General features: G+C 71.1%; 17 protein-coding genes and 1 tRNA gene. 10 read left to right on the forward strand and 8 right to left on the reverse strand.

Features of this window, described 5'->3' with window-relative positions; genetic code table 11:
- Position 1 precedes the first annotated feature (1 nt).
- The 4 genes from ACIQGQ_RS08555 to ACIQGQ_RS08570 form a co-directional block, all read right to left on the reverse strand.
- The gene (locus ACIQGQ_RS08555) at positions 2-976 is read right to left on the reverse strand and encodes a bifunctional MaoC family dehydratase N-terminal/OB-fold nucleic acid binding domain-containing protein (protein ID WP_402392366.1); all 975 of its coding nucleotides are present in this window, start codon (positions 974-976) and stop codon (positions 2-4) included.
- Entirely contained in the window at positions 973-2,163 is a 1,191-nt protein-coding gene (locus ACIQGQ_RS08560) for an acyl-CoA dehydrogenase family protein (protein ID WP_402393398.1), read from the reverse strand. The genes ACIQGQ_RS08555 and ACIQGQ_RS08560 overlap by 4 nt, the downstream gene beginning before the upstream one ends.
- Before the next feature lie 196 nt (positions 2,164-2,359).
- Entirely contained in the window at positions 2,360-3,955 is a 1,596-nt protein-coding gene (locus tag ACIQGQ_RS08565) for an ABC transporter substrate-binding protein (RefSeq protein ID WP_402392369.1), read from the reverse strand.
- Between the two features lie 592 nt (positions 3,956-4,547).
- A complete protein-coding gene (locus ACIQGQ_RS08570; RefSeq protein ID WP_402392371.1) occupies positions 4,548-4,850 on the reverse strand; it encodes an SCO4225 family membrane protein in 303 nt (100 codons plus the stop codon).
- Between the two features lie 156 nt (positions 4,851-5,006).
- Between ACIQGQ_RS08570 and ACIQGQ_RS08575 the strand changes: the two genes are divergently transcribed.
- Positions 5,007-5,396 (forward strand): hypothetical protein, encoded by a 390-nt coding sequence (locus ACIQGQ_RS08575; RefSeq protein ID WP_402392373.1) that lies wholly within the window; start codon positions 5,007-5,009, stop codon positions 5,394-5,396.
- A 238-nt stretch (positions 5,397-5,634) separates the two neighbouring features.
- Here ACIQGQ_RS08575 and ACIQGQ_RS08580 read toward each other — a convergent pair.
- Both ACIQGQ_RS08580 and ACIQGQ_RS08585 read right to left on the reverse strand, forming a co-directional pair.
- Positions 5,635-5,721, reverse strand: a tRNA-Ser gene (locus ACIQGQ_RS08580).
- A gap of 74 nt (positions 5,722-5,795) precedes the next feature.
- Positions 5,796-7,280 (reverse strand): S1C family serine protease, encoded by a 1,485-nt coding sequence (locus ACIQGQ_RS08585; protein WP_402392375.1) that lies wholly within the window; start codon positions 7,278-7,280, stop codon positions 5,796-5,798.
- A 279-nt stretch (positions 7,281-7,559) separates the two neighbouring features.
- Here ACIQGQ_RS08585 and ACIQGQ_RS08590 point away from each other — a divergent pair, with 279 nt between their 5' ends.
- From ACIQGQ_RS08590 to ACIQGQ_RS08600, 3 genes are all read left to right on the forward strand, one after another.
- Positions 7,560-8,408 carry a glycerophosphodiester phosphodiesterase gene (locus tag ACIQGQ_RS08590; RefSeq protein ID WP_402392377.1) on the forward strand — a complete coding sequence of 283 codons (849 nt, stop codon included), beginning with the start codon at positions 7,560-7,562 and terminating at the stop codon, positions 8,406-8,408.
- Positions 8,409-8,461: 53 nt separating this feature from the next.
- Positions 8,462-9,097 carry an ATP-binding protein gene (locus ACIQGQ_RS08595; RefSeq protein ID WP_402392380.1) on the forward strand — a complete coding sequence of 212 codons (636 nt, stop codon included), beginning with the start codon at positions 8,462-8,464 and terminating at the stop codon, positions 9,095-9,097.
- Positions 9,098-9,373: 276 nt separating this feature from the next.
- A complete protein-coding gene (locus ACIQGQ_RS08600; RefSeq protein WP_366288353.1) occupies positions 9,374-10,339 on the forward strand; it encodes a DUF5926 family protein in 966 nt (321 codons plus the stop codon).
- A gap of 840 nt (positions 10,340-11,179) precedes the next feature.
- On the opposite strand, the gene ACIQGQ_RS08605 is transcribed toward ACIQGQ_RS08600, so the two are convergent.
- Positions 11,180-11,893: a bifunctional DNA primase/polymerase gene (locus tag ACIQGQ_RS08605; RefSeq protein ID WP_402392383.1), complete on the reverse strand. Its 714-nt coding sequence runs from the start codon at positions 11,891-11,893 to the stop codon at positions 11,180-11,182.
- A gap of 646 nt (positions 11,894-12,539) precedes the next feature.
- On the opposite strand from ACIQGQ_RS08605, the gene ACIQGQ_RS08610 reads away from it, so the two are divergent.
- Both ACIQGQ_RS08610 and ACIQGQ_RS08615 read left to right on the forward strand, forming a co-directional pair.
- Positions 12,540-13,886: a PP2C family protein-serine/threonine phosphatase gene (locus tag ACIQGQ_RS08610; protein ID WP_402392386.1), complete on the forward strand. Its 1,347-nt coding sequence runs from the start codon at positions 12,540-12,542 to the stop codon at positions 13,884-13,886.
- A gap of 112 nt (positions 13,887-13,998) precedes the next feature.
- Positions 13,999-15,462 carry an aminopeptidase P family protein gene (locus ACIQGQ_RS08615; RefSeq protein ID WP_366288359.1) on the forward strand — a complete coding sequence of 488 codons (1,464 nt, stop codon included), beginning with the start codon at positions 13,999-14,001 and terminating at the stop codon, positions 15,460-15,462.
- A gap of 31 nt (positions 15,463-15,493) precedes the next feature.
- Here ACIQGQ_RS08615 and ACIQGQ_RS08620 read toward each other — a convergent pair whose 3' ends face one another.
- Positions 15,494-16,033, reverse strand: a complete 540-nt coding sequence (locus ACIQGQ_RS08620; protein WP_402392389.1) for an ATP-binding protein — start codon at positions 16,031-16,033, stop codon at positions 15,494-15,496.
- 503 nt (positions 16,034-16,536) lie between these two features.
- On the opposite strand from ACIQGQ_RS08620, the gene ACIQGQ_RS08625 reads away from it, so the two are divergent.
- From ACIQGQ_RS08625 to ACIQGQ_RS08640, 4 genes are all read left to right on the forward strand, one after another.
- Positions 16,537-17,337, forward strand: a complete 801-nt coding sequence (locus ACIQGQ_RS08625) for a hypothetical protein (protein ID WP_402392391.1) — start codon at positions 16,537-16,539, stop codon at positions 17,335-17,337.
- Positions 17,338-17,503: 166 nt separating this feature from the next.
- Positions 17,504-18,229, forward strand: a complete 726-nt coding sequence (locus ACIQGQ_RS08630) for a YcnI family protein (RefSeq protein WP_402392393.1) — start codon at positions 17,504-17,506, stop codon at positions 18,227-18,229.
- A 44-nt stretch (positions 18,230-18,273) separates the two neighbouring features.
- Positions 18,274-18,927: an SCO family protein gene (locus ACIQGQ_RS08635; protein WP_402392396.1), complete on the forward strand. Its 654-nt coding sequence runs from the start codon at positions 18,274-18,276 to the stop codon at positions 18,925-18,927.
- Complete coding sequence (locus tag ACIQGQ_RS08640) at positions 18,924-19,373, forward strand: copper chaperone PCu(A)C (RefSeq protein WP_402392399.1); 450 nt, start codon at positions 18,924-18,926, stop codon at positions 19,371-19,373. The genes ACIQGQ_RS08635 and ACIQGQ_RS08640 overlap by 4 nt, the downstream gene beginning before the upstream one ends.
- Positions 19,374-19,387: the final 14 nt, after the last annotated feature.

Below are 19,387 nucleotides of genomic sequence, written 5' to 3' on the forward strand. Positions count from 1 at the left end.
CTCAGCCCTCACCTCCCCGGAACACCGGAAGCTCCAGCTCCGGGTCCGTACGCAGGAATTCGAGCCGCACCGGCATACCGATGCGGACCTTGTCGTACGGCACCCCGACGACGTTGCTGACCATCCGCACCCCTTCGGCCAGCTCGATCAGCGCGACCGCGTACGGACCGCCCCCACCGTCCGGGGCGAAGGCGGGGAACGGCGGATGGTGCATCACCACATGGCTGTGGACGGTGCCCTCGCCGCTCGCCTCGACCGTGTCCCACTCCTGGCCGCCGCAGGCGTTGCAGCCGGGCAACCAGGGGAAGCGGAGCGTGCCGCAGCCGCCGCAGCGCTGGATCAGCAGCCGGTGCTCGGCCACACCCTGCCAGAACCCCGCGTTGTCGCGGTTGACCACGGGCCGGGGGCGCACCGCCTTCTTCGCGGGCTCCGGTCTCCCCCTCTCCGGGGATTGCGGTTTCGCGGCGGGCGCGTACTTGAGGATGCGGAAGCGGTGCGTGCCCGCGAGTTCCCCGTCCGCCCGGACGTCCATGCGCGTGGTGACGAAGTGGCCGGTGCCCAGCTTCGTCGTCTTCCGCTCCGAGACGGCCTCGATCACCGCGTCGAAGGAGATCCGGTCCCCGGGCCGCAGCGGCCGCAGGTACTCCTGCTCGCAGTCGGTCGCGACCACCGAGGTGTATCCGGCCCCGTCGAGCAGCCCGAACAGCTCCTCGTACGCCGCCGAGCGGTCGGTGTGGCCGGAAAGTCCGCCCATCGTCCACGCCTGGAGCATCGTCGGCGGGGCGATCGCGTCCGGCCCGGTGTACGCCGGGTTCCCGTCGCCCATCGCCTCGCACCAGTGCCTGATCATCGGTGCGTTGACCGGGTCCTTGCCGGTGCCGGCGGTCGCCGCGGGCCGCCCCTCGAAGGCCTTGAGCCGCCCGTACAGCTCGTCGTTCCCCGGGCCCGCCTCGTTCCCCTCGCGCACCACCGTCACCGCCTACCCCTCGTCATGCCGAGCCGCATCGTGGCGACGATCTCCCGCTGCACCTCGCTCACCCCGCCCCCGAAGGTGTTGATCTGCGCCGCCCGGTTCATCCGCTCCAGCTCCCCGTCCCCGAAGGCCCCGGGCGAGCCGCCCCTCAGCAGCCCGGCCTCCCCGACGATCTCCTGGCACATCCGGTACACCTCCACGGCGCTCTCGGTCCCGGCGAACTTCACCCCGCTCGCCTCGCCCGGCGCCGGCGACCCCGCCCCGACCTCCGCCACCAGCCGCCAGTTGAGCAGCCGGGTCGCCGCCAGCCGGGCGTACGCCTCGGCCAGCCGGGCCCGCACCCACGGCTCGTCGGCCGGACGCCGGCCGGTCTCCGGGTCCGGGGTACGGGCATGGGCGAGCGCCGCCTCGTAGAAGTCCTCGGCCTGCATCCCGATCGCCGCGAGCGCCACCCGCTCGTGGTTCAGCTGGTTGGTGATCAGCCCCCAGCCCCCGTTCTCCGGCCCGACGAGATGGGTGGCGGGCACCCGGATCCCGTCGTAGTAGGTGGCGGTCGTGGTCAGTCCGCCCACGGTCTCGATCGGGGTCCAGGAGAAGCCGGAGGCGTCGGTCGGGACGAGCACGATCGAGATGCCGCGGTGCTTGGGCGCCTCGGGATCGGTACGGCAGGCGAGCCAGATCCAGTCGGCGTTCTGGGCGTTGCTGGTGAAGATCTTCTGCCCGTCGATCACCCAGTGGCCGCTCCCGTCGGCGTCCTGCCCGCGCACCGCCCTGGTGCGCATCGAGGCGAGGTCCGTCCCGGCCTCCGGCTCGCTGTAGCCGATGGCGAAGACGAGCTCGCCACTGAGGATCCGGGGCAGGAAGTACGCCTTCTGCTCCTCGGTCCCGTACTTCATCAGCGTCGGGCCGACGGTGTTGAGGGTGACCATCGAGACGGGGGCGCCCGCCCGGTACGCCTCGTCGAAGAAGATGAACTGCTCGTCCGCGCCACGCCCCTGGCCGCCGTACTCGACCGGCCAGCCGAGCCCGAGCATCCCGTCGGCGCCGATCGCGCGCAGGACGCGCCGCTGCTCGTCGGGGTCCGCCGCTCCCGGGGCCGTACCCGCACTCCTCGCGGGCATCACCTCACGGAAGTACGCGCGGAGTTCGGCGCGCAGCCGCAGCTGGCGCTCCGTCGGGGCGAGGTGCACGGCGGCCGCCTCCCGGATCAGGGTGCTCACGGATCAGGGTTTCTGACTGTCCGTCAGATACGTGGTTCCTGTCAAGGTCACCGACGCCCGGCGCCCCTTCCATGGGGCGGGAACGACGAACGGCCCGCACACGGTGCCGAAGCACTCGCGCACGGGCCGTTCCACGACGTCCCGGCAGAACCCCGAGGAGACGGGCCTACCCCGCCGAGCTGAGCTCCCAGAACCGGAAGACCGTCGACGTGTCCAGGCAGTTCTGCAGCCCCCGGACGTTGTCCTTGGCGACGGCGTACTGCTTCCCCTGCCAGAGCGGCAGGAGCGGCAGATCGCGGGCCACGGTGTCCTGGAGCTTGATGAACGCCGACCGGGCGCTCGACCGGTCGGTCATCGACGAGGTCTGCGGAATGATCTCCTTGGTGATGTCGCTGTTGTCGTAGTTGTTCGACAGGACGTTTCCCTCACCGAAGAACGGCTGGGTGAAGTTGTCGGGGTCGGGATAGTCCGGCACCCAGCCCTTCACGTAGACGCCGTACTTTCCTTCGGCGATCCCCTTCTCGTACTCACCGAAGGGGACGGACCTCATATTGGCGTCGAAGAGCCCGCTGGCGTTGAGCTGATCGGCGATGGTCTGGAATTCGTCGTCGGTGGCCGGGCCGTACCGGCTGGGCGTGGACCAGAGGACCAGCCGCACCTTCCCGGTAATTCCGGCGTCCCGCAGAACCTCTTTCGCCTTCTGCGGCTGCGGCTTGTCCCCGTACACGTTGAAGAAGGAGTTGCCGTGCCCGGTGATGCCGACCGGGACGATCGAGTACAGCGGGGTCGCCGTGGACTCGTACACCTTGCTGACCAGGGCGTACCGGTCGATGAGGTAGGCGATGGCCTTGCGCACGGCGAGCTTGCCGATCACCGGGTCGTCGACGTTGAAGACCATGTGCTGGACTTCCGCGCTGCTGCCCTGGACGACGTCGAGACCGTCCTTGTCGGCAGTGGGCGAGGTGTCCAGGTCGGCTATCGTCTTGGCGGTGAGACCGCGGTACGCGATATCGACATCGCCCTTCTCCAGGGCGGACTTGAGTGCCTGCTGATTTCCCCGGTAGAGCTTCATCGTCACGCCGGAGTTCTTCATCTGGGCGGTTCCGTGATAGCCGGAGTAGACCGAGAAGTCGGCCTGCTCCTTGTCTATGGAATCCAGCTTGTACGGCCCGGACCCGACCGTCTTCCCGCTCGTGAGCAGAGCGTTCTTGGGATACACCCGGCTGTCCACGATGGAGCCGGCGCCCGAGGCGATCTTGCTGGGGAACGTGGCGTCGGGCACCTTGAGCCGGAACACGACGGTCTTGTCGTCCGGAGTGCTGATCGAGGCGATGGTGGAGAGCAGCGGCGCCGGTCCCGCCGGGTGGTTGATCTTGATGGCCCGGTCGAAGGAGTACTTGACGTCCGCCGAGGTGAGGCTGTGGCCGTTGCTGAACTTCAGTCCGTCGCGCAGCGTGCAGGTGTACGTCTTGCTGCCGTCCGAGAACCCGCACTCGTCGGCGGCTTCCGGCACCGGGGTGGAGCTTCCGGGCGGGAAGCTCAGCAGCGACTGGAAGACGTTGTTGAAGAGCAGCCAGGAGCCGGGGTCGTACCCCGCGGCCGGGTCCGTCGACAGAATGCCGTCGGACATCCCGACCACCATCCGGTCCTTGCCGCTCTCGAACGGCCAGATCTGGTTCTCCGAGCCGCACCCCGTCAGCAGCAGCACCGCCGCCAGTCCGCCGGACATCAACGCGGCCGATCGTCTCGTACGAACCTTCACAGAACGTGCCTCATACTCTCGGCCGGAGGTGTGGGGACCCCGGACAACCGGATCAGGTCAGAACTACTGCTAACGTCGCGACCATCCAGCTCTGTCAGCCCGGCCGTGCGCGGCGGTACAGGTGCACAGCCTGCCCGGACATGGTGTTCACCAGGACTCTCTCTAGTGACGGGCCGCCAAATGACAGCTGATGAACGGCGGGATGCGGAACATGATCGGTCGCGTGGCGCTTTGACAATCTAGTAGGAGGTGGCGTCATGTCGCGCCCCCTCTTTCAACAAGACCGATCACTTCCGACCGGCTCGATCGCACCAGATGGCTGATATCGAACGGTCCCCGCCGCAACTTCCCCCGTCCGGCGGCCCCCACACCGCTGGTCAGCGAAGACTCCTCCGCCAAACGTGATATAGGCCTCCCCGCCGTAGCACCTTCGACGGCCCCCACTCCGTCCGGAATCCACCCCTCCCCCGCACCCGCCCGCCCCGGCGGCACATTCCACGAAACAGCGGGCTATCAGACCATCCGGAACCCTTTCCCGCCACGCCCGCACAGCCAACTCACAGACTCTGCACGGGCGTTGACGACCTCCGGTTCAGCCCTGAGCCGGGCGCACCCGCCCCGGCCGACCACGCAGCGCACTCCACAGCGCCCCCAGCGCGAACGACTGGACCAGAGCACCCACGACGGGCGCGACGAACAGGGGCCAGGCCGACGAATCCGCCCCCCAGACCGCTTCCGTAGCCCCCACGACCACCAGCGAGGTGGGCGCGGTGAGCAGCACGGGCCACACGCCGACCATCCCCGGATCCCCGAACAGCACGACGGCAAGCTCGAACAAGAAGGCCGCGCCGACGATCCCCAGATAGACGGCCGAAGCGGCATTGCAGAAGGTCATACGGACCAGAGCACGAACGTTCATCGGTTTCCCCCGAAGTTGTTGGTGCCTCCATGCTCGCGACGGACCCGAACTCCCGTCCCGAGTACCCGTACTCACGTTCTACTCAACTCGCCCCCATGAGCACACCGGACAACACCCCAGCAGGAGGAACCAGTGCCGCACCCGCGACCTCTGACCCCCGAGGAGGAACTCGCCGACGCGAAGAGGCTGTTGAACCTCCCGCGTATCGTCGTGGTCTGCGGCTCCACCCGTTTCATGGCCGCGATGACCGAGGCCGATCTACGGGAGACCATGGCCGGAAGGATCGTCGTCAAGCCTGGCTGCGACATGAAGTCGCCGCACGAGCTCTGGTCCGATCCTGTCGAGGCCGCGGCGCTGAAGGTTCGACTCGACGATCTGCACCGGGCGAAGATCCGGCTCGCCGATGAGGTGCTCGTGGTCGGCGACTACATCGGAGACAGCACCCGGGCCGAAATCGCCTACGCCCGGTCGCTGGGCAAGCCCGTACGGTTCACACACCCCGAAGTCGACCCCGCCGCCTGACCGTCCGCCCCCGCCCCGGTCATGCCCCGCGCTGCGATGCTGGAGGCCGACCGGAAGGGGCCGGCCGCAGCGATGCGGCGGAAGAACCACGGGAGGCTCACCCCCGCGCGGCCCACGCCTCGCCCACACACAGGTCGGAGACGAGACGCGGGCAAGTACGGGAGAGACGACCTGAACGCGGAGGGCGGGCCCCGGAACCCGGAGCCCGCCCTCTGACCTGCTGCTTTCTGACCTGCGGCGGTGGGTGTGGGATTTGAACCCACGGTGACATCGCTGCCACGACGGTTTTCAAGACCGTTCCCTTAGGCCGCTCGGGCAACCCACCCCTCCCCACCCGTGGCGGGGGCCTACAGCGTACCGGCTGATCGAATGCGGCGGGGCATCACAGTCGGCCGGTCATCAGTTGTCGCCGCTGCGCTCTCCCAGGGTCACCTGGGCCGTTTCCGTGCGGCCGTCCCGCTTGTAGGTCAGGGTCACGCGGTCGCCGGGCTTGTGGGTCCAGATCTCGCCGATCAGGGTCGGGCCGCTGTCGATCACGGTGTCGTTGAACTTCGTGATGACGTCGCCCGCCTTGAGGCCGGCCCGGTCCGCGGGGCCGTCCTTCGCCACGGCCTCCGTGCCGCCCGCGCCCCGGTCGGAGATGACCGCGCCGCCGGTCTTCTCGGTCATGGTGACCGTGGCACCGATCACCGGGTAGACCGGCTTGCCGGTCTTGATCAGCTGCTGGGCGACGTTGGTCGCCTGGTTGATCGGGATCGCGAAGCCGAGGCCGATGGAGCCGGCCTGGCTCTGGCCCATGCTGCTGCCGGTCGACTGGATGGCCGAGTTGATCCCGATCACCGCTCCGCGCGCGTCGAGCAGCGGACCGCCGGAGTTGCCCGGGTTGATCGAGGCATCGGTCTGCAGGGCGCTCATGTACGAGTTGCTGCTGCCGGAGCCGTCGCCGGAGGCGACCGGGCGGTTCTTCGCGCTGATGATGCCCGTGGTGACCGTGTTGGACAGACCGAACGGGGCCCCGATCGCGATCGTGGAATCGCCCACCGCGACCTGGTCCGAGTTGCCGAGGGACAGCGGGGCGAGGCCCGACGGCGGGTTCTTGAGCTTCAGGACGGCGACGTCGTACCCCTGGGCCCGGCCGACCACTTCGGCGTCGTACTTCTTCCCGTCGGAGAACGTCGCCGTGAGCTGGCCGCTGTCCGCGGCGGAGGCCACCACGTGGTTGTTGGTGAGGATGTGGCCTTCCTTGTCGTACACGAAGCCGGTGCCCGTGCCGCCCTCGCCGTCACCGCTCTGGGCGTCGATGGTGACCACACTGGGCAGCGCCTTGGCCGCCACCCCGGCGACCGTGCCGGGGTCGCGCTTCAGGCTCTGCGGGTTGGACGAGGCCGCGACCGTCGTCGAACCGGATCCGCCGTTGCGGTCGGCCGCCCAGAAGCCGAGGGCGCCGCCGATGCCACCGGCGACCAGTGCCGCGACCACCACCGCCGCGACCAGGCCGCTCGACCCGCGCCGCTTGCGCGGGGCTTCCGGACCGTACGGCTCGGACGGGGCGCCCCAGACCGGGCCGCCACCCCCGGCACCACCCGCACCGGCACCGCCCGCACCGGCGGAGGCGTATGCCGGAACGGCGGGCGGCGGCCAGTTCGCCTCGGCGGCCGACAGAGGAGCGTGCGGCGCCTGGGGCGCGGGAGGCATCTGCGGCGGCGCCGCCGGGGCGGGCGGGGTGTCCGGCGTCGCCGCGGCGACGGGCGGAGCGTCCTGCGCCGCCGGGGCGGCGGCCGGTTCGGTCCCGGGCGGTCCCTGAGGAGCTTCGGCCGGCACGGGAGGTGCGGACGGAACGGCCTCGGCCGCAGTGCCCTCGTTGCCCTCGTTCTCTGTGCTCACAGCTCTTTACTCCTCGGGTTCCACATCAAAAGTTCGGCAAGGGATCCGCTGTGTAGGTGTCCGGTAACAGCTTTTCCCAAGACACGTCAGGCCACTGTAAACAGGACCTGTGCATCCGCACACCAATCTTTACATCGGGCAAAACGTGCACTGGGCGCATGACGCACCATGACCACACGTGCCCCGCGTACCCCCGCGCGCCCCGCCCGCCCCGCGGAGCGCCCCCGTCCGCCGTGCGGGGTGCGTACGGCGGCCTCCGCTCGGTGACACCATGACGCGGTGACCCACGCACGGCAGCAATCCGCCCACCAGTCCATCCAGGTGATCGCCCATCGGGGCGCCTCCGACGACGCCCCCGAGCACACCCTGGCCGCGTACCGGAAGGCGATCGAGGACGGCGCCGACGCCCTGGAGTGCGATGTGCGGCTCACCGCCGACGGGCACCTCGTGTGCGTGCACGACCGCCGGGTGAACCGCACGTCCAACGGCCGCGGCGCCGTCTCCGCGCTGGAGCTCGCCGAGCTCGCCGCCCTCGACTTCGGGTCCTGGAAGGCCCGCGAGGAGTCGGGGGCCCCGGTCGCGGAGTCCCCGGACTGGGATCCGGTGCCGGGGGAGCTCACCTCCGTACTCACCCTGGAACGGCTGCTCGAACTCGTCGTCGAGACCCGGGCCGCCGGACGCCCGCTCCAGCTGGCCGTCGAGACCAAGCACCCCACCCGCTGGGCGGGGCAGGTGGAGGAGCGGCTGCTGCACCTGCTGAAACGGTTCGGGCTCGATGCCCCGCCGGCCGAGGGTCCGTCCCCGGTGCGCGTGATGAGCTTCTCGGCGCGCTCGCTGCACCGCGTCCAGGCCGCGGCCCCCACCCTGCCCACCGTGTACCTGATGCAGTTCGTCTCGCCCCGCATGCGCGACGGACGACTGCCCGCCGGGGCCCGGATCGCCGGACCGGGGGTGCGGATCGTGCGCAACCACCCCGGCTACGTCGAACGGCTGCACCGGGCGGGGCACCGGGTGCACGTCTGGACGGTGAACGAGCCGGAGGACGTCGAGCTCTGCGTCGGCCTGGGCGTCGACGCAATCATCACGAACCGCCCGAAACAGGTCTTGTCACAACTGGGGCGCTCTTAACGCCAGTTACACGGAGTGCACCGGCGCATTCGAACTGTATTCGATCGTTACGAGTGCGTCACCGGCGGTCCATCGGCCGGTTTCCGGTCCAGCTCAGGGGGGCATCCACACCGTGGCGTGGGGCAAAGGAGGTCTCGGGGGTGGCGTTGGTGGTGGCACAGAAGGTGCCCACGTCGTCGAGCATGGCCGTACCCCATGGCCCTGCGGGCGTGGGCCAGGCGCGGCACCGGATGCGCGAGCAGTTGCGCAGTCACGGGGTGTCGGATTCGGTCGTCGACGATGCAGTACTGATTCTTTCCGAACTTCTCAGCAATGCCTGCCGGCACGGCAGACCGCTGGGGCGGCACGCAGAAGTGGGGGACGGCGACGTCCGCGCCGCATGGCATGTGGACCGGACCGGAGGGCTGACCGTCGAGGTGACGGACGGCGGCGGCCCGACGCGCCCCGTTCCGGCCACGCCGTCGGTGACGGCACGCGGCGGGCGGGGGCTCAACATCATCAGCGCGCTCGCCGAGGAGTGGGGCGTACGTGACAGCTCGTCCGGCGAGGTGACCGTCTGGGTGCTGGTCAACGAGGGGCACGGGCGGGCGTCCGGGCTGCGGGGCGGCCCTGCGGCGCCGATCGCCCCGGGGCCGGGCATGTCGCTCGACGGACTGGGCTTCCCGGACCTCCTCGACGACGTGGGCTGACCCTCCGACCCCCACGGGGGACGCACCGGCAGGGGAGCGGGGCGTCGCCCACACCGGTGCGGCCACGCATGCGGCGGGCGGCACTCGCACCCGTGCACCGCTACGGCTACGGCTACGGCTACGGCTACGAGTACGGCGGGCAGCGCCCGCGCCGGCCCGGGAGGCGCCGGTGCGGGGTGCGGCGAACACGGGAGCGGGCGCCTGTGTTCGGTATCCGCCGGGGGCGGCTAGGCTCGCGGCCCAGACCGCACTGTCGCACTCGGGAGAAAGCCCACCATGGCCAAGAAGCGCCCTCAGTCCAAGGCCGGGAAGCCGCAGCTCAAGGACGGCGAGATCCCGGTGGTCGGGGCCCGCGAGCCCTGCCCGTGCGGTTCGGGCCGCCGCTACAAGGCCTGTCATGGCCGCGCCGCCGCCCAGGCCGTGACCGAGCTCGTCCACCGCCCCTTCGAAGGGCTGTCCGGCGAGTGCGACTGGGTCGCGCTGCGCGAGCTGGTGCCCGCCGCGACGGTCGAGCTGACCCTCAAGGACGGGCTGCCCGAGGGCGTTCCCTCGGTGTCGCTCGCGACCGTCCTGCCGATGGCCTGGCCCGCGCTGCGCCGCGACGACGGCTCGGTGCTGCTCGCCCTGCAGAACGACACCCCCTCCGGTGACCTCAGCCGGGACCTCGCGGACACGCTGCGCCAGGCGCTGGACGCCGAGCCCGGTTCGCCGGTGACGGCGCGCCGCGCCCCGGCCGACGGCCCTCGGCTCCAGGACCTGCTCGACCCGGGCGCGGCGTTCGAGCCCGTCGTCCACAGCGGGTTCGAGTTCTGGGTCCCGGACGCGGAGAACGCCGCCCCCGAGGTGAGCGCATCCCTGGAACGCGCCAACGAGGCGGCGATCCCCACGACCCGGCTCGCCGGGGTGGACGCCGCGTACTGGTGCGAGACGCCGGAGAAGAACCACCTGCGCTGGGTCATGCCGCACGCCGAGGAGCAGCTGCTCGACGCGCTGGCCCGGCTGCACGCCGCCGGGACCTCCTCGCTGGGCGAGGGAACCAGGCTGGTCGGCTCCTTCCGGGCGCACGGCCTGATGGTTCCCGTCTGGGACCTGCCGAGCTCGATGGGGGCCGAGGAGTGCGAGAAGCCCGCGGCCGAGTTCGCCGAGCGGCTGGCCGGGGCGCTCGCCTCGGACGCGCCGCTCAGCGCCGAGGAACGCCGGGCCCGCGGCGGGCTCACCAACCGCCAGGTGACCCTCAACTGACGGCGGTTGCCCCCGGCCCCACCGGGGGCAACCGAGTGACTCGCGTCACAAACACCCGTACCCACAGGTAAATCCCTGTCCGAATACGCGAGATCGAATTTGCGAACGGCAGATCTCTTGTTACCGTTCTAGAAGCCCGGTCGCTGGTGCATCCCCCGTCGCCAGCGATCGGGCATCCTTATTTCCGGGTACGGCGCACAGCGCGCGATGCCGGAGCACGGGCCCGCGCGCAATCCCTTCCCACGCGCCCCCGAACGCCCTTCGGGCCCCGCGATCACCGCGCGCCACATCCCGGACCGACGCCGCCCCGGACTCTTCACTCTCTCCGTCCGGATGTCCGGCAGCAGTCTCCGCTCAGCTCCAACACCCCTGCCGTCCAGGGACGATGCCCGCACGGCGCGCACCAGCCGTCCGCACCCGTCGGCCACCCGGACAGCGGATGACCGACGTCGAATATCGGACAGCGGGTATTCGGCGATAGAGAGACAAGAGCACATACCCGTACCCCGGAGGGGCTTCCGCAATCCGATCCGAGAGCCTTTCCCTGCCCGGAATACTCGAATGATCATTCGATCAAATCCGAGTGGCGCATTGCGGGATGATCTACGGAAAGCCCATCAGACACACTTCCGAAGCCGGGCTTTGCAGCGGCAGACTTTGCGCAGTGCGTTCGAGGCCGGGATTCATCCAGGATTCGGCCGGGATTCGAGCCGGAGTCATGATTCCGGGCGGGCTCCCCGGGCGGACTTCCCCGCCGCGTCTCCGGCCGGGAAGTCCGCCCGGAGGCATGAAGCGCGAATCCGGGCCGGAAAACGGAACGGAATCGCGGCGGCACGGCCGTCAGTACGCGAGCCTGCTGCCCCCGTCGGGCGCTTCCGTGCTCGCCTCGACCAGCGCGTCCAGCACCGTCCCGACATCCGGCAGCCACGGGGCGGCGGCGGCCGCGCCCCCGTCCCGGCCCCATACCCGCGGCGACCGGGCGCGCGGGGCGGGAGGCCGCTCCCAGCGGACCTGCCCCGCGCCCACCGCGGACGGCGGCAGGACGACGTAGCCGCCCTCGCCGTGGAACCGCAGCGAACTGGGCACCCAGTCCTGGGCGTACAGCAGCTCCCCCAGCCGTTCGAGGTCGTACGGGGCGACCAGGATCGACCACCGCGTCGGCGTCGCCACCACGGGGCCGAGCCGGACGCCCATCCGGTCGAGTGCCGCCAGCGCCCGGACGGCGGCCACGGCCGGCAGGCTCAGCGCGCACGGGGCGCGCCCGCCGGTGGCCAGGACGATCGGGGCACCCGGCCGGTTCGTCCACCACCAGCGCACCATGCGCTCGTCGGTGGTAGCCGCGAGGAGGCCGGGGTCGAAGGGGTGCGCGCCGGGGACGGCGCACTCGGGGTCGGGGCAGCCGCAGCCGCCGTCGCTCCGGCCGCCGCCCGCTCGCGGCCCCACTCCGGGCAGTACGGGCCACCGCCATGCGGTGGCGCAGGTCAGGGCCGCGTCGAGCGGGGCGGTCCTTCCCCCGCGCCGGAGCCTGCGTCGCCTTCCGAGGATCTCGCGCATGAGCGCTCGTTCCTTTCCGTTGAACGCCGAGGGTCCACATCACACCACGTGCGCATTGCTGTACGTATGCCTTGCTTCACTGTGCGTACATGCTCTTCGGGTCTGCGGTACAGGTGGTTCGTCGATACCGAGCATGGGCCGAGCAGGTGCGGGACGGGCCCGGACGGACGGTCCGGACACGCATGGCGAGGAGCGGCGCATCTGTCGCGCCCGCGGTCCAAGGTGCGAACCCCGCCACTCGGGGGTGGGGGCGTGGCCGTCATCAGAGAGGACGCCCGAGCCGCCTGCCGGGTTCCGGGGCGGTCGGAACTGCCCCTGGCCTTCGTCGGTTACGTACCCAGCATGCCCGAAATGACGCTCTCTCCGGGACTTCACCCGAGTAACACCTCTTGGTCGAGCACGCCCAGTCGACCGCAATTGACGGTCGTAAGCTGCAATTTTTAGCCAACTTGACGCTCCCTTGGACACCATATTTCCCGTGGGGACAATGCTGGACATCGCCTTACATGTACGTGTACATGTGGTGCTGCGTGTCCGTCTGGACGCACAGATAGCGGCGCAGAATGACATGGGGGTTTGCGATGCTATTCCATAGAAAGCGCTGGTCGGAAAGCCGGAAGCCATGAGTGCCCCGCACCTTCCGAAAGTGGCTGGAATCGATCCTGATGTTTCGGTTTCAGCGCACACTGCCGGGCCCCTGCCCGATGTTCCGTCCGCTCCGGGGACCTTCCTCCAGGACCGGCTCGCCGGCTGGATCTCCGATCTCACCGCGCTGCACGAGCTCACCGAGCGGCTGGCCGGGACCGCCACCCTCGACGACGCCCTGCACGAACTGCTGGACGCCGGGGCCACCCTGGTCGGGGCCCGCCGCGGCCTGGTCGTCCTCGAACCCTCCGACCGCCGCGGCCCGGTGCGCACCGTCGGCCTCGGGCTCAGCCACGCCGAGCTGGGGCTGATCGAGACGGTGCCACGCGCCGCCACCTCGTACGGGCGCATCCTGGAGGGGTTCCCGGACACCGAGGCCGCGCCGGCCACCCCCGATCTGCTCGGCGACACCGGCCTCGACCCCCGCCGCCGCGAGGTCGCCGCCCTGCTCGGCTACGCCGCGAGCTACGCCGTACCGCTCGCCACCGGGGCGACCGGTCCGCTCGGTGCCGCGGTCTGGCTGTACGACGAACCCGCCGAACCGCTGGAGCGCCGCCGCCATCTCGTCGGCCTCTACGCCCGGTACGCCGGTGAGCACCTGGCCCGACTGGTGGAGCTGGAGCGGGCCCGGGCCGATGTCGCCACCGTCACCGAGGAGCTGCTGCCCAGCAGGCTCCCCCGGGTACCGGGCGTGCAGCTGGCGGCCCGGCACCACCGCGGACCGCAGGGCGGCGGCGACTGGTACGACGCGCTGGCGCTGCCGGAGGGCGCGCTCGGTCTCGCCGTGGGCTCGGTGGAGGGCTCCGGGCCGGGCGCGCTGGCCGCCATGGGCCGGCTGCGGGCCGGGCTGCGGGCGTACGCGGTGATGGAGGGCGAGGACCCGGTCGCCGTCCTCTCCGATCTGGAACTGCTGCTCCGGCTCACCGAACCGGCCCGGACCGCGACCGCGCTGTTCGCCCACTGCGAACCGGCCGGGCGCCGGATCCTGCTGGCGGGCGCGGGCCACACCCCGCCCCTGGTCATCGGCGAGCGGCGCACCGAGTTCGTCGAGACCTCGGTCTCCGCGCCGCTGGGCATGCTGGCCTGCTGGGAGGCGCCCAGCGTGGAGATCGCCCCGGCACCAGGAGAAACCGTCCTGCTCTGCACCGACGGGCTGCTGCGCCGCACCGGCGAGCCGACGGACCGGGCCTTCGCCCGGCTCCACGCGGCGGCCGCGTCCGTGCCGGGGGCGGTGCGCCACGACGCCGGGGCCGTCGCCGACCACGTCCTGCACGCCATGCTGCCGGACGGGCCCGACCACGGCGACGCCACCCAGGACGTGGTCGTCCTGGCCGCCCGCTTCGACTGACCGGCGGTTCGGTAGCGGGGTGTTCGCGTAACAGGTCCTCCGGCCCTGTGCCCCCTATCCGCACGCCCGTACGATGGACGGGGTCCAGTGTCGTATCAAGGAGAGACAAATCGTGGCTGAGGAGCTCACCCCGGAGAACCCGGAGACCGAGGAAGAAGAAACGGTCAAGCAGCGGAAGAACGGCCTGTACCCGGGCGTCTCCGACGAACTCGCCGCGAACATGAAGTCGGGTTGGGCCGACACCGAGCTGCACGGGCTCGAACCGATCGCCCAGGCCGCGCACACGGCCGACCGCCGTGCCGCGCTGTCCGCGCGGTTCCCCGGTGAGCGGCTGGTCATCCCCGCGGGCAACCTGCGGACCCGCTCCAATGACACCGAGTACGCCTTCCGTGCCTCCACCGAGTACGCGTACCTGACCGGCGACCAGACCCAGGACGGCGTCCTCGTCCTGGAGCCGACCGCCGACGGCCACGAGGCCACCATCCACCTGCTGCCGCGCTCCAACCGCGAGAACGGCGAGTTCTGGCTCGACGGCCAGGGCGAGCTGTGGGTCGGCCGCCGCCACTCGCTGACCGAGGCCGAGCAGCTGCTGGGCATCCCGGCGAAGGACGTGCGCGAGCTGCCCGCCGCGCTGACCGAGGCCACCGGCCCGGTCCGCAACGTGCGCGGCCACGACGCCGGCATCGAGGCCGCGCTGACCGACAAGGTCACCGCGGAGCGCGACGAGGAGCTGCGCGTCTACCTCTCCGAGGCCCGGCTGGTGAAGGACGCCTTCGAGATCGCCGAGCTGGAGAAGGCCTGCGACGCCACCGCGCGCGGCTTCGAGGACGTCGTGAAGGTCCTGGACAGGGCCGAGGCGACGAGCGAGCGCTACATCGAGGGCACCTTCTTCCTGCGCGCCCGCATCGAGGGCAACGACATCGGCTACGGCTCGATCTGCGCGGCCGGTCCGCACGCCACCACCCTGCACTGGGTGCGCAACGACGGTCCGGTGCGCTCCGGCGAGTTGCTGCTGCTCGACGCCGGGGTGGAGACCAACGACCTCTACACCGCCGACGTGACCCGCACCCTCCCGATCAACGGCACGTTCACCCCGCTCCAGCGGAAGATCTACGACGCGGTGTACGAGGCCCAGGAGGCGGGCATCGCCGCCGTGAAGCCCGGCGCCGACTACCGCGACTTCCACGACGCCGCGCAGCGGGTCCTCACCGAGAAGCTCGTCGAGTGGGGGCTGCTGGGCGACCTCTCCGTGGAGAAGGTCCTGGAGCTGGGCCTCCAGCGCCGCTGGACGCTGCACGGCACCGGCCACATGCTCGGCATGGACGTCCACGACTGCGCCGCCGCGCGCACCGAGACGTACGTCAACGGCACGCTGGAGCCCGGCGTCTGCCTCACGGTCGAGCCCGGTCTGTACTTCCAGGCCGACGACCTGACCGTGCCCGAGGAGTACCGGGGCATCGGCGTCCGGATCGAGGACGACATCCTCGTCACCGAGGACGGCAACCGGAACCTCTCCGACAAGCTGCCGCGCCGGGCCGACGAGGTCGAGGCGTGGATGGCCTCGCTCAAGGGCTGACCTCGTAGCACCGGCCGGAAGGGCGCCCCGCTCAGGACACCATGAGCAGGGCGTCCTTCCGCCATTTCAGGATCTTGTCGAAGCTGACGACGGCCCCGCTGCCGGGGCGGTTGCCGAAGTGCACATGGTCGGCGAGCTGCTCGATCAGACAGAGCCCCCGCCCGTCCTCGGCGTCGGGCGGGGGGCAGGGCCGGGGGGCGTACGGATCGCCGCCGGGCTGCTGGGCGGAGGCGGGCAGCGGGCTCCGGGCGGGGAAGCCGGGGCCGGAATCGGCGACCTCGATACGGCACCGCTCACCGTCCAGATAGGCGGTGACCCGGTACCGGCCGGGGACGGTCGCGGACCGGTCCGGCCGTTCCTCCCGCCCCTGAGCGCTCTCGGGGTCCGCCGCGGCCGGGTGGCCGCCGCCGTGCTCGACGGCGTTCGCACATGCCTCGCTGAGCGCGACCGACAGGTCGAAGGAGATGTCCGGGTCGACCCCCGCGGTCTCCATGGTGCCCAGCAGGAAGCGACGGGCGAGCGGAACGCTCGCGGCCTCGCGTCGCAGATGGAGGGACCACCAGATGCTCATGCTCCAGCCTCCTGGCTGCGGCTCGACATACCGATACGTATTACCGCGCGGCCTTCTCCGTAAGCGCACCCCCGATGTGACACCGCTCATTCGGCGGATAGCCAGCCGTCCGTGCGCCCGTGTATGCCGAGGCGGCCGGGCACGTCGGGCGGCCGGGGGCGCGTCGCATATGTGAGGGGGCGCGTCGCGTACGCGGAGGGCGTGCCGGGGCACGAGGGGGGTCCGGCGCCGGGGTGCGGGAGCGGAGGCGGCGCCCGGTGCGCGGGCGCACGGGCCCTTGGGAGGCGCCGCGCGCGGGCCGGCGAGCCCGACGTCCGGCGGGCAGCCGCCGGTGGGGGCGGGGCTCCGACCGCGCGGACGTGGCTGCCGCTCTCCTGGGGAAATCCGAGCGGGGAGCGCCTGCACCGGGGTGCCGATGGCGGGCCGGCCGCTCTCCGGGGGGAATCCGGCCTTCCGGACCTGCCGTTCCGGTGGCGGCGGGCCGGTGCGATGATGACCTCGCCATGTCTATGCCCGTCGCAAGCGCCGGGGCCGGTCTGCGGCTCCTGAGGACCGCGGTGTTCGCCGCGGTCTGCGTCGCGCTGTCCGCGGCCGGTCATGCCCTGGCCTCCTGTGCGGCGGTCCCCTGGTGGACCCTGCTCGCCGGATTCCTGGGGGTGTTCGCGGTGGCCGCGCCGCTCGCCGGGCGCGAGCGTACGTTGCCGTCCATCACCGCCGCGCTGGCGGGCGGGCAGCTCGCCCTGCACGCCCTGTTCGGCCTGGGCGCGCACGGTACGGCGGCGGACGCCGCCGCGACGGGCGACGACGCGCTGATCCGGTTCGCGGCGAGCCTGGTCTGCGGTGCCGGACCGGCCCAGCTGAACGCGGCCGACGCCCACCGCATCGTCACCACCGCGGGGATCGACCCGGCGGCCGTGGTGGCCGGTGTGCGGCCGGACGTCGCCGCCTCCGCGATGCCGGGCATGGGTTCCGGCGCCCTGCTGCCCGACCTGCCCATGCTCCTCGGCCATCTGCTGGCCGCGCTGGCCACCGGCTGGCTGCTGCGCCGCGGCGAGGTCGCCCTCTTCCGGCTGGTCCGGCTGTCCGCGTACGGCGTGCACCAGATCGCGGCCGGGGCCCGGCTGCGTGCGCTGCGCGCGGCGTTCGCCCTCGTCCACGCGGTGCGGTCCGGGCTGTCCGGTCCGACGACCGGGCCGAGGTTCGCCCGTACGGCGGTCGACGCCCCGGCACCCGCCACCGGGGACCCCTTGCAGCACCAGGTGATCAGGCGCGGCCCTCCGGCCGCCTACGCGCTCGCAGCCTGACGCGACACCCCCTCGGCCCGGTCCGCGGAACGTCCTGTTCCGTGCCGTGCCCGCCTTCCTGGCACACGCCTGCCGTCGGCGGGAAGAGGAGAGGTGTCGCGCACACCGCCGCGCATCCGCGCGCCGGACCACCGTTCGCCTCGTGCCTCATGGAGTGATTCCTGTCATGAACGTTTCCCGCATCGCCCTCACCGGCGGCCTCGCCGCGTCCACCGTCCTGCTCCTGGCCGGTACGGCCTCCGCGCACGTCAGCGTGCAGCCGGAGGGCGAGGCCGCCAAGGGCGGCTACGCCACTGTCAACGTGAAGGTCCCCAACGAGCGCGACGACGCCGCGACCACCAAGGTCGAGGTCAACTTCCCGACCGACCACCCGCTGGTCTCGGTCATGCCGCAGGCCATCCCCGGCTGGAGCGTCGAGGTCACCAGGAGCAAGCTGGCGAAGCCGCTGGAGATGCACGGCCAGAAGATCAACGAGGCCGTCTCCAAGGTGACCTGGACCGCCGAGGGCGCCAAGGACGAGCGCGGCATCCGCCCCGGCACCTTCCAGCAGTTCCCGCTCTCCCTCGGTCAGCTCCCCGAGAACACCGACCAGCTGGTCCTCAAGGCCGTCCAGACCTACGACAACAAGGAAGTCGTCCGCTGGATCGAGGAGCAGAAGCCCGGTGCCGAGGAGCCCGAGAGCCCGGCGCCCGTCCTCGCGCTGACCGACGCCAAGGACGACGCCCACGGCGGCGCCAAGGCCGATGACAAGGCCGGTGCCAAGGAGACGCCGGTCGCGTCCGCCGTCTCCTCCAGCGACACCACGGCCCGGGTCCTCGGCATCGTCGGCATCGTCGTCGGCGTGGCCGGAGTGGCCTTCGGCGCGCTCGCCGGCCGCCGCCGCGCTTCCTGATCCACTGCCACACCCGCCCCATCGATCACCAGGAATAGTGCTCCATGTACAAGAAAACGGTGCTGGCCGCGGCGTTCGTCGCCGCGGCCGCGCTCACCCTGTCCGCCTGTGGCAGCGGTGACGACAACGCCAAGAAGCCCATCGCCGACGTGTCGGTCCAGCCGAAGACGGGGGCCGCGACCGTCCTGGACCAGCCGTTCACCAAGCCGGACCTCGTCCTCACCGACACCCACGGCAAGAAGTTCGACCTCCGCGAGCGGACCAAGGGCAGGCCGACGCTGATCTACTTCGGCTACACCAACTGCCCGGACGTCTGCCCGCTCATCATGAGCAACATCGCCATCGCCAAGAAGGCGCTGCCCAAGGCCGACCAGGAGAAGCTCCAGGTCGTCATGGTGACCACCGACCCCGAGCGGGACACCCCGTCCTCGCTCGGCAAGTGGCTCAAGGCGCAGGACCCGTCCTTCATCGGCCTCACCGGCTCCTTCCCGGCCATCCAGGCGGGTGCGCGCCAGATCGGCATCGGCATCGACGCGCCGAAGAAGGAGAAGGACGGCACGGTCGTCTCGATGCACGGCTCGCAGGTCATCGCGTTCTCCCCGAAGACGGACAAGGGCTACCTCGTCTACAGCGAGGACACCTCGCCGGACGACTACACCAAGGACCTCCCGAAGATCATGACGGGGGCCAACCCGTGAACCGGCGCACCGCGCTCGCCGGCGTCGTCGCCCTCACCGCGGGGCTGACGCTGGCGGGCTGCTCGTCCTCGGACGGCGCGCCGGACCTGACGGTGAGCGGTGCGTTCATGCCGCAGCCCGTCGGCGACATGGCGGCCGGATTCCTCGTCGTGAAGAACAGCGGCGGGACCTCCGACCGGCTCACCTCCGTCACCAGCCCGCTCTCCGACGACGTCACGATCCACGAGACAAAAAACCAGGCCATGCGCATGGTGACGTCCTTCGACGTGCCTGCCGGTGGCGAGCTGGATCTGCGGCGCGGCGGCAACCACATCATGTTCATGAAGCTCAAGCAGCGGCCCGAGCAGGGCGACACGATCTCCGTGGAGCTGCACTTCGAGAAGGCCGATCCGATAAAGGTCGACCTTCCCGTGAAGGAAACCACCTACAACCCGAAGACGCAGTGAGGGACTGACTCGCC

This window comes from Streptomyces sp. NPDC092952 (assembly GCF_044754785.1).
Taxonomy (GTDB): Bacteria; Actinomycetota; Actinomycetes; order Streptomycetales; family Streptomycetaceae; genus Streptomyces.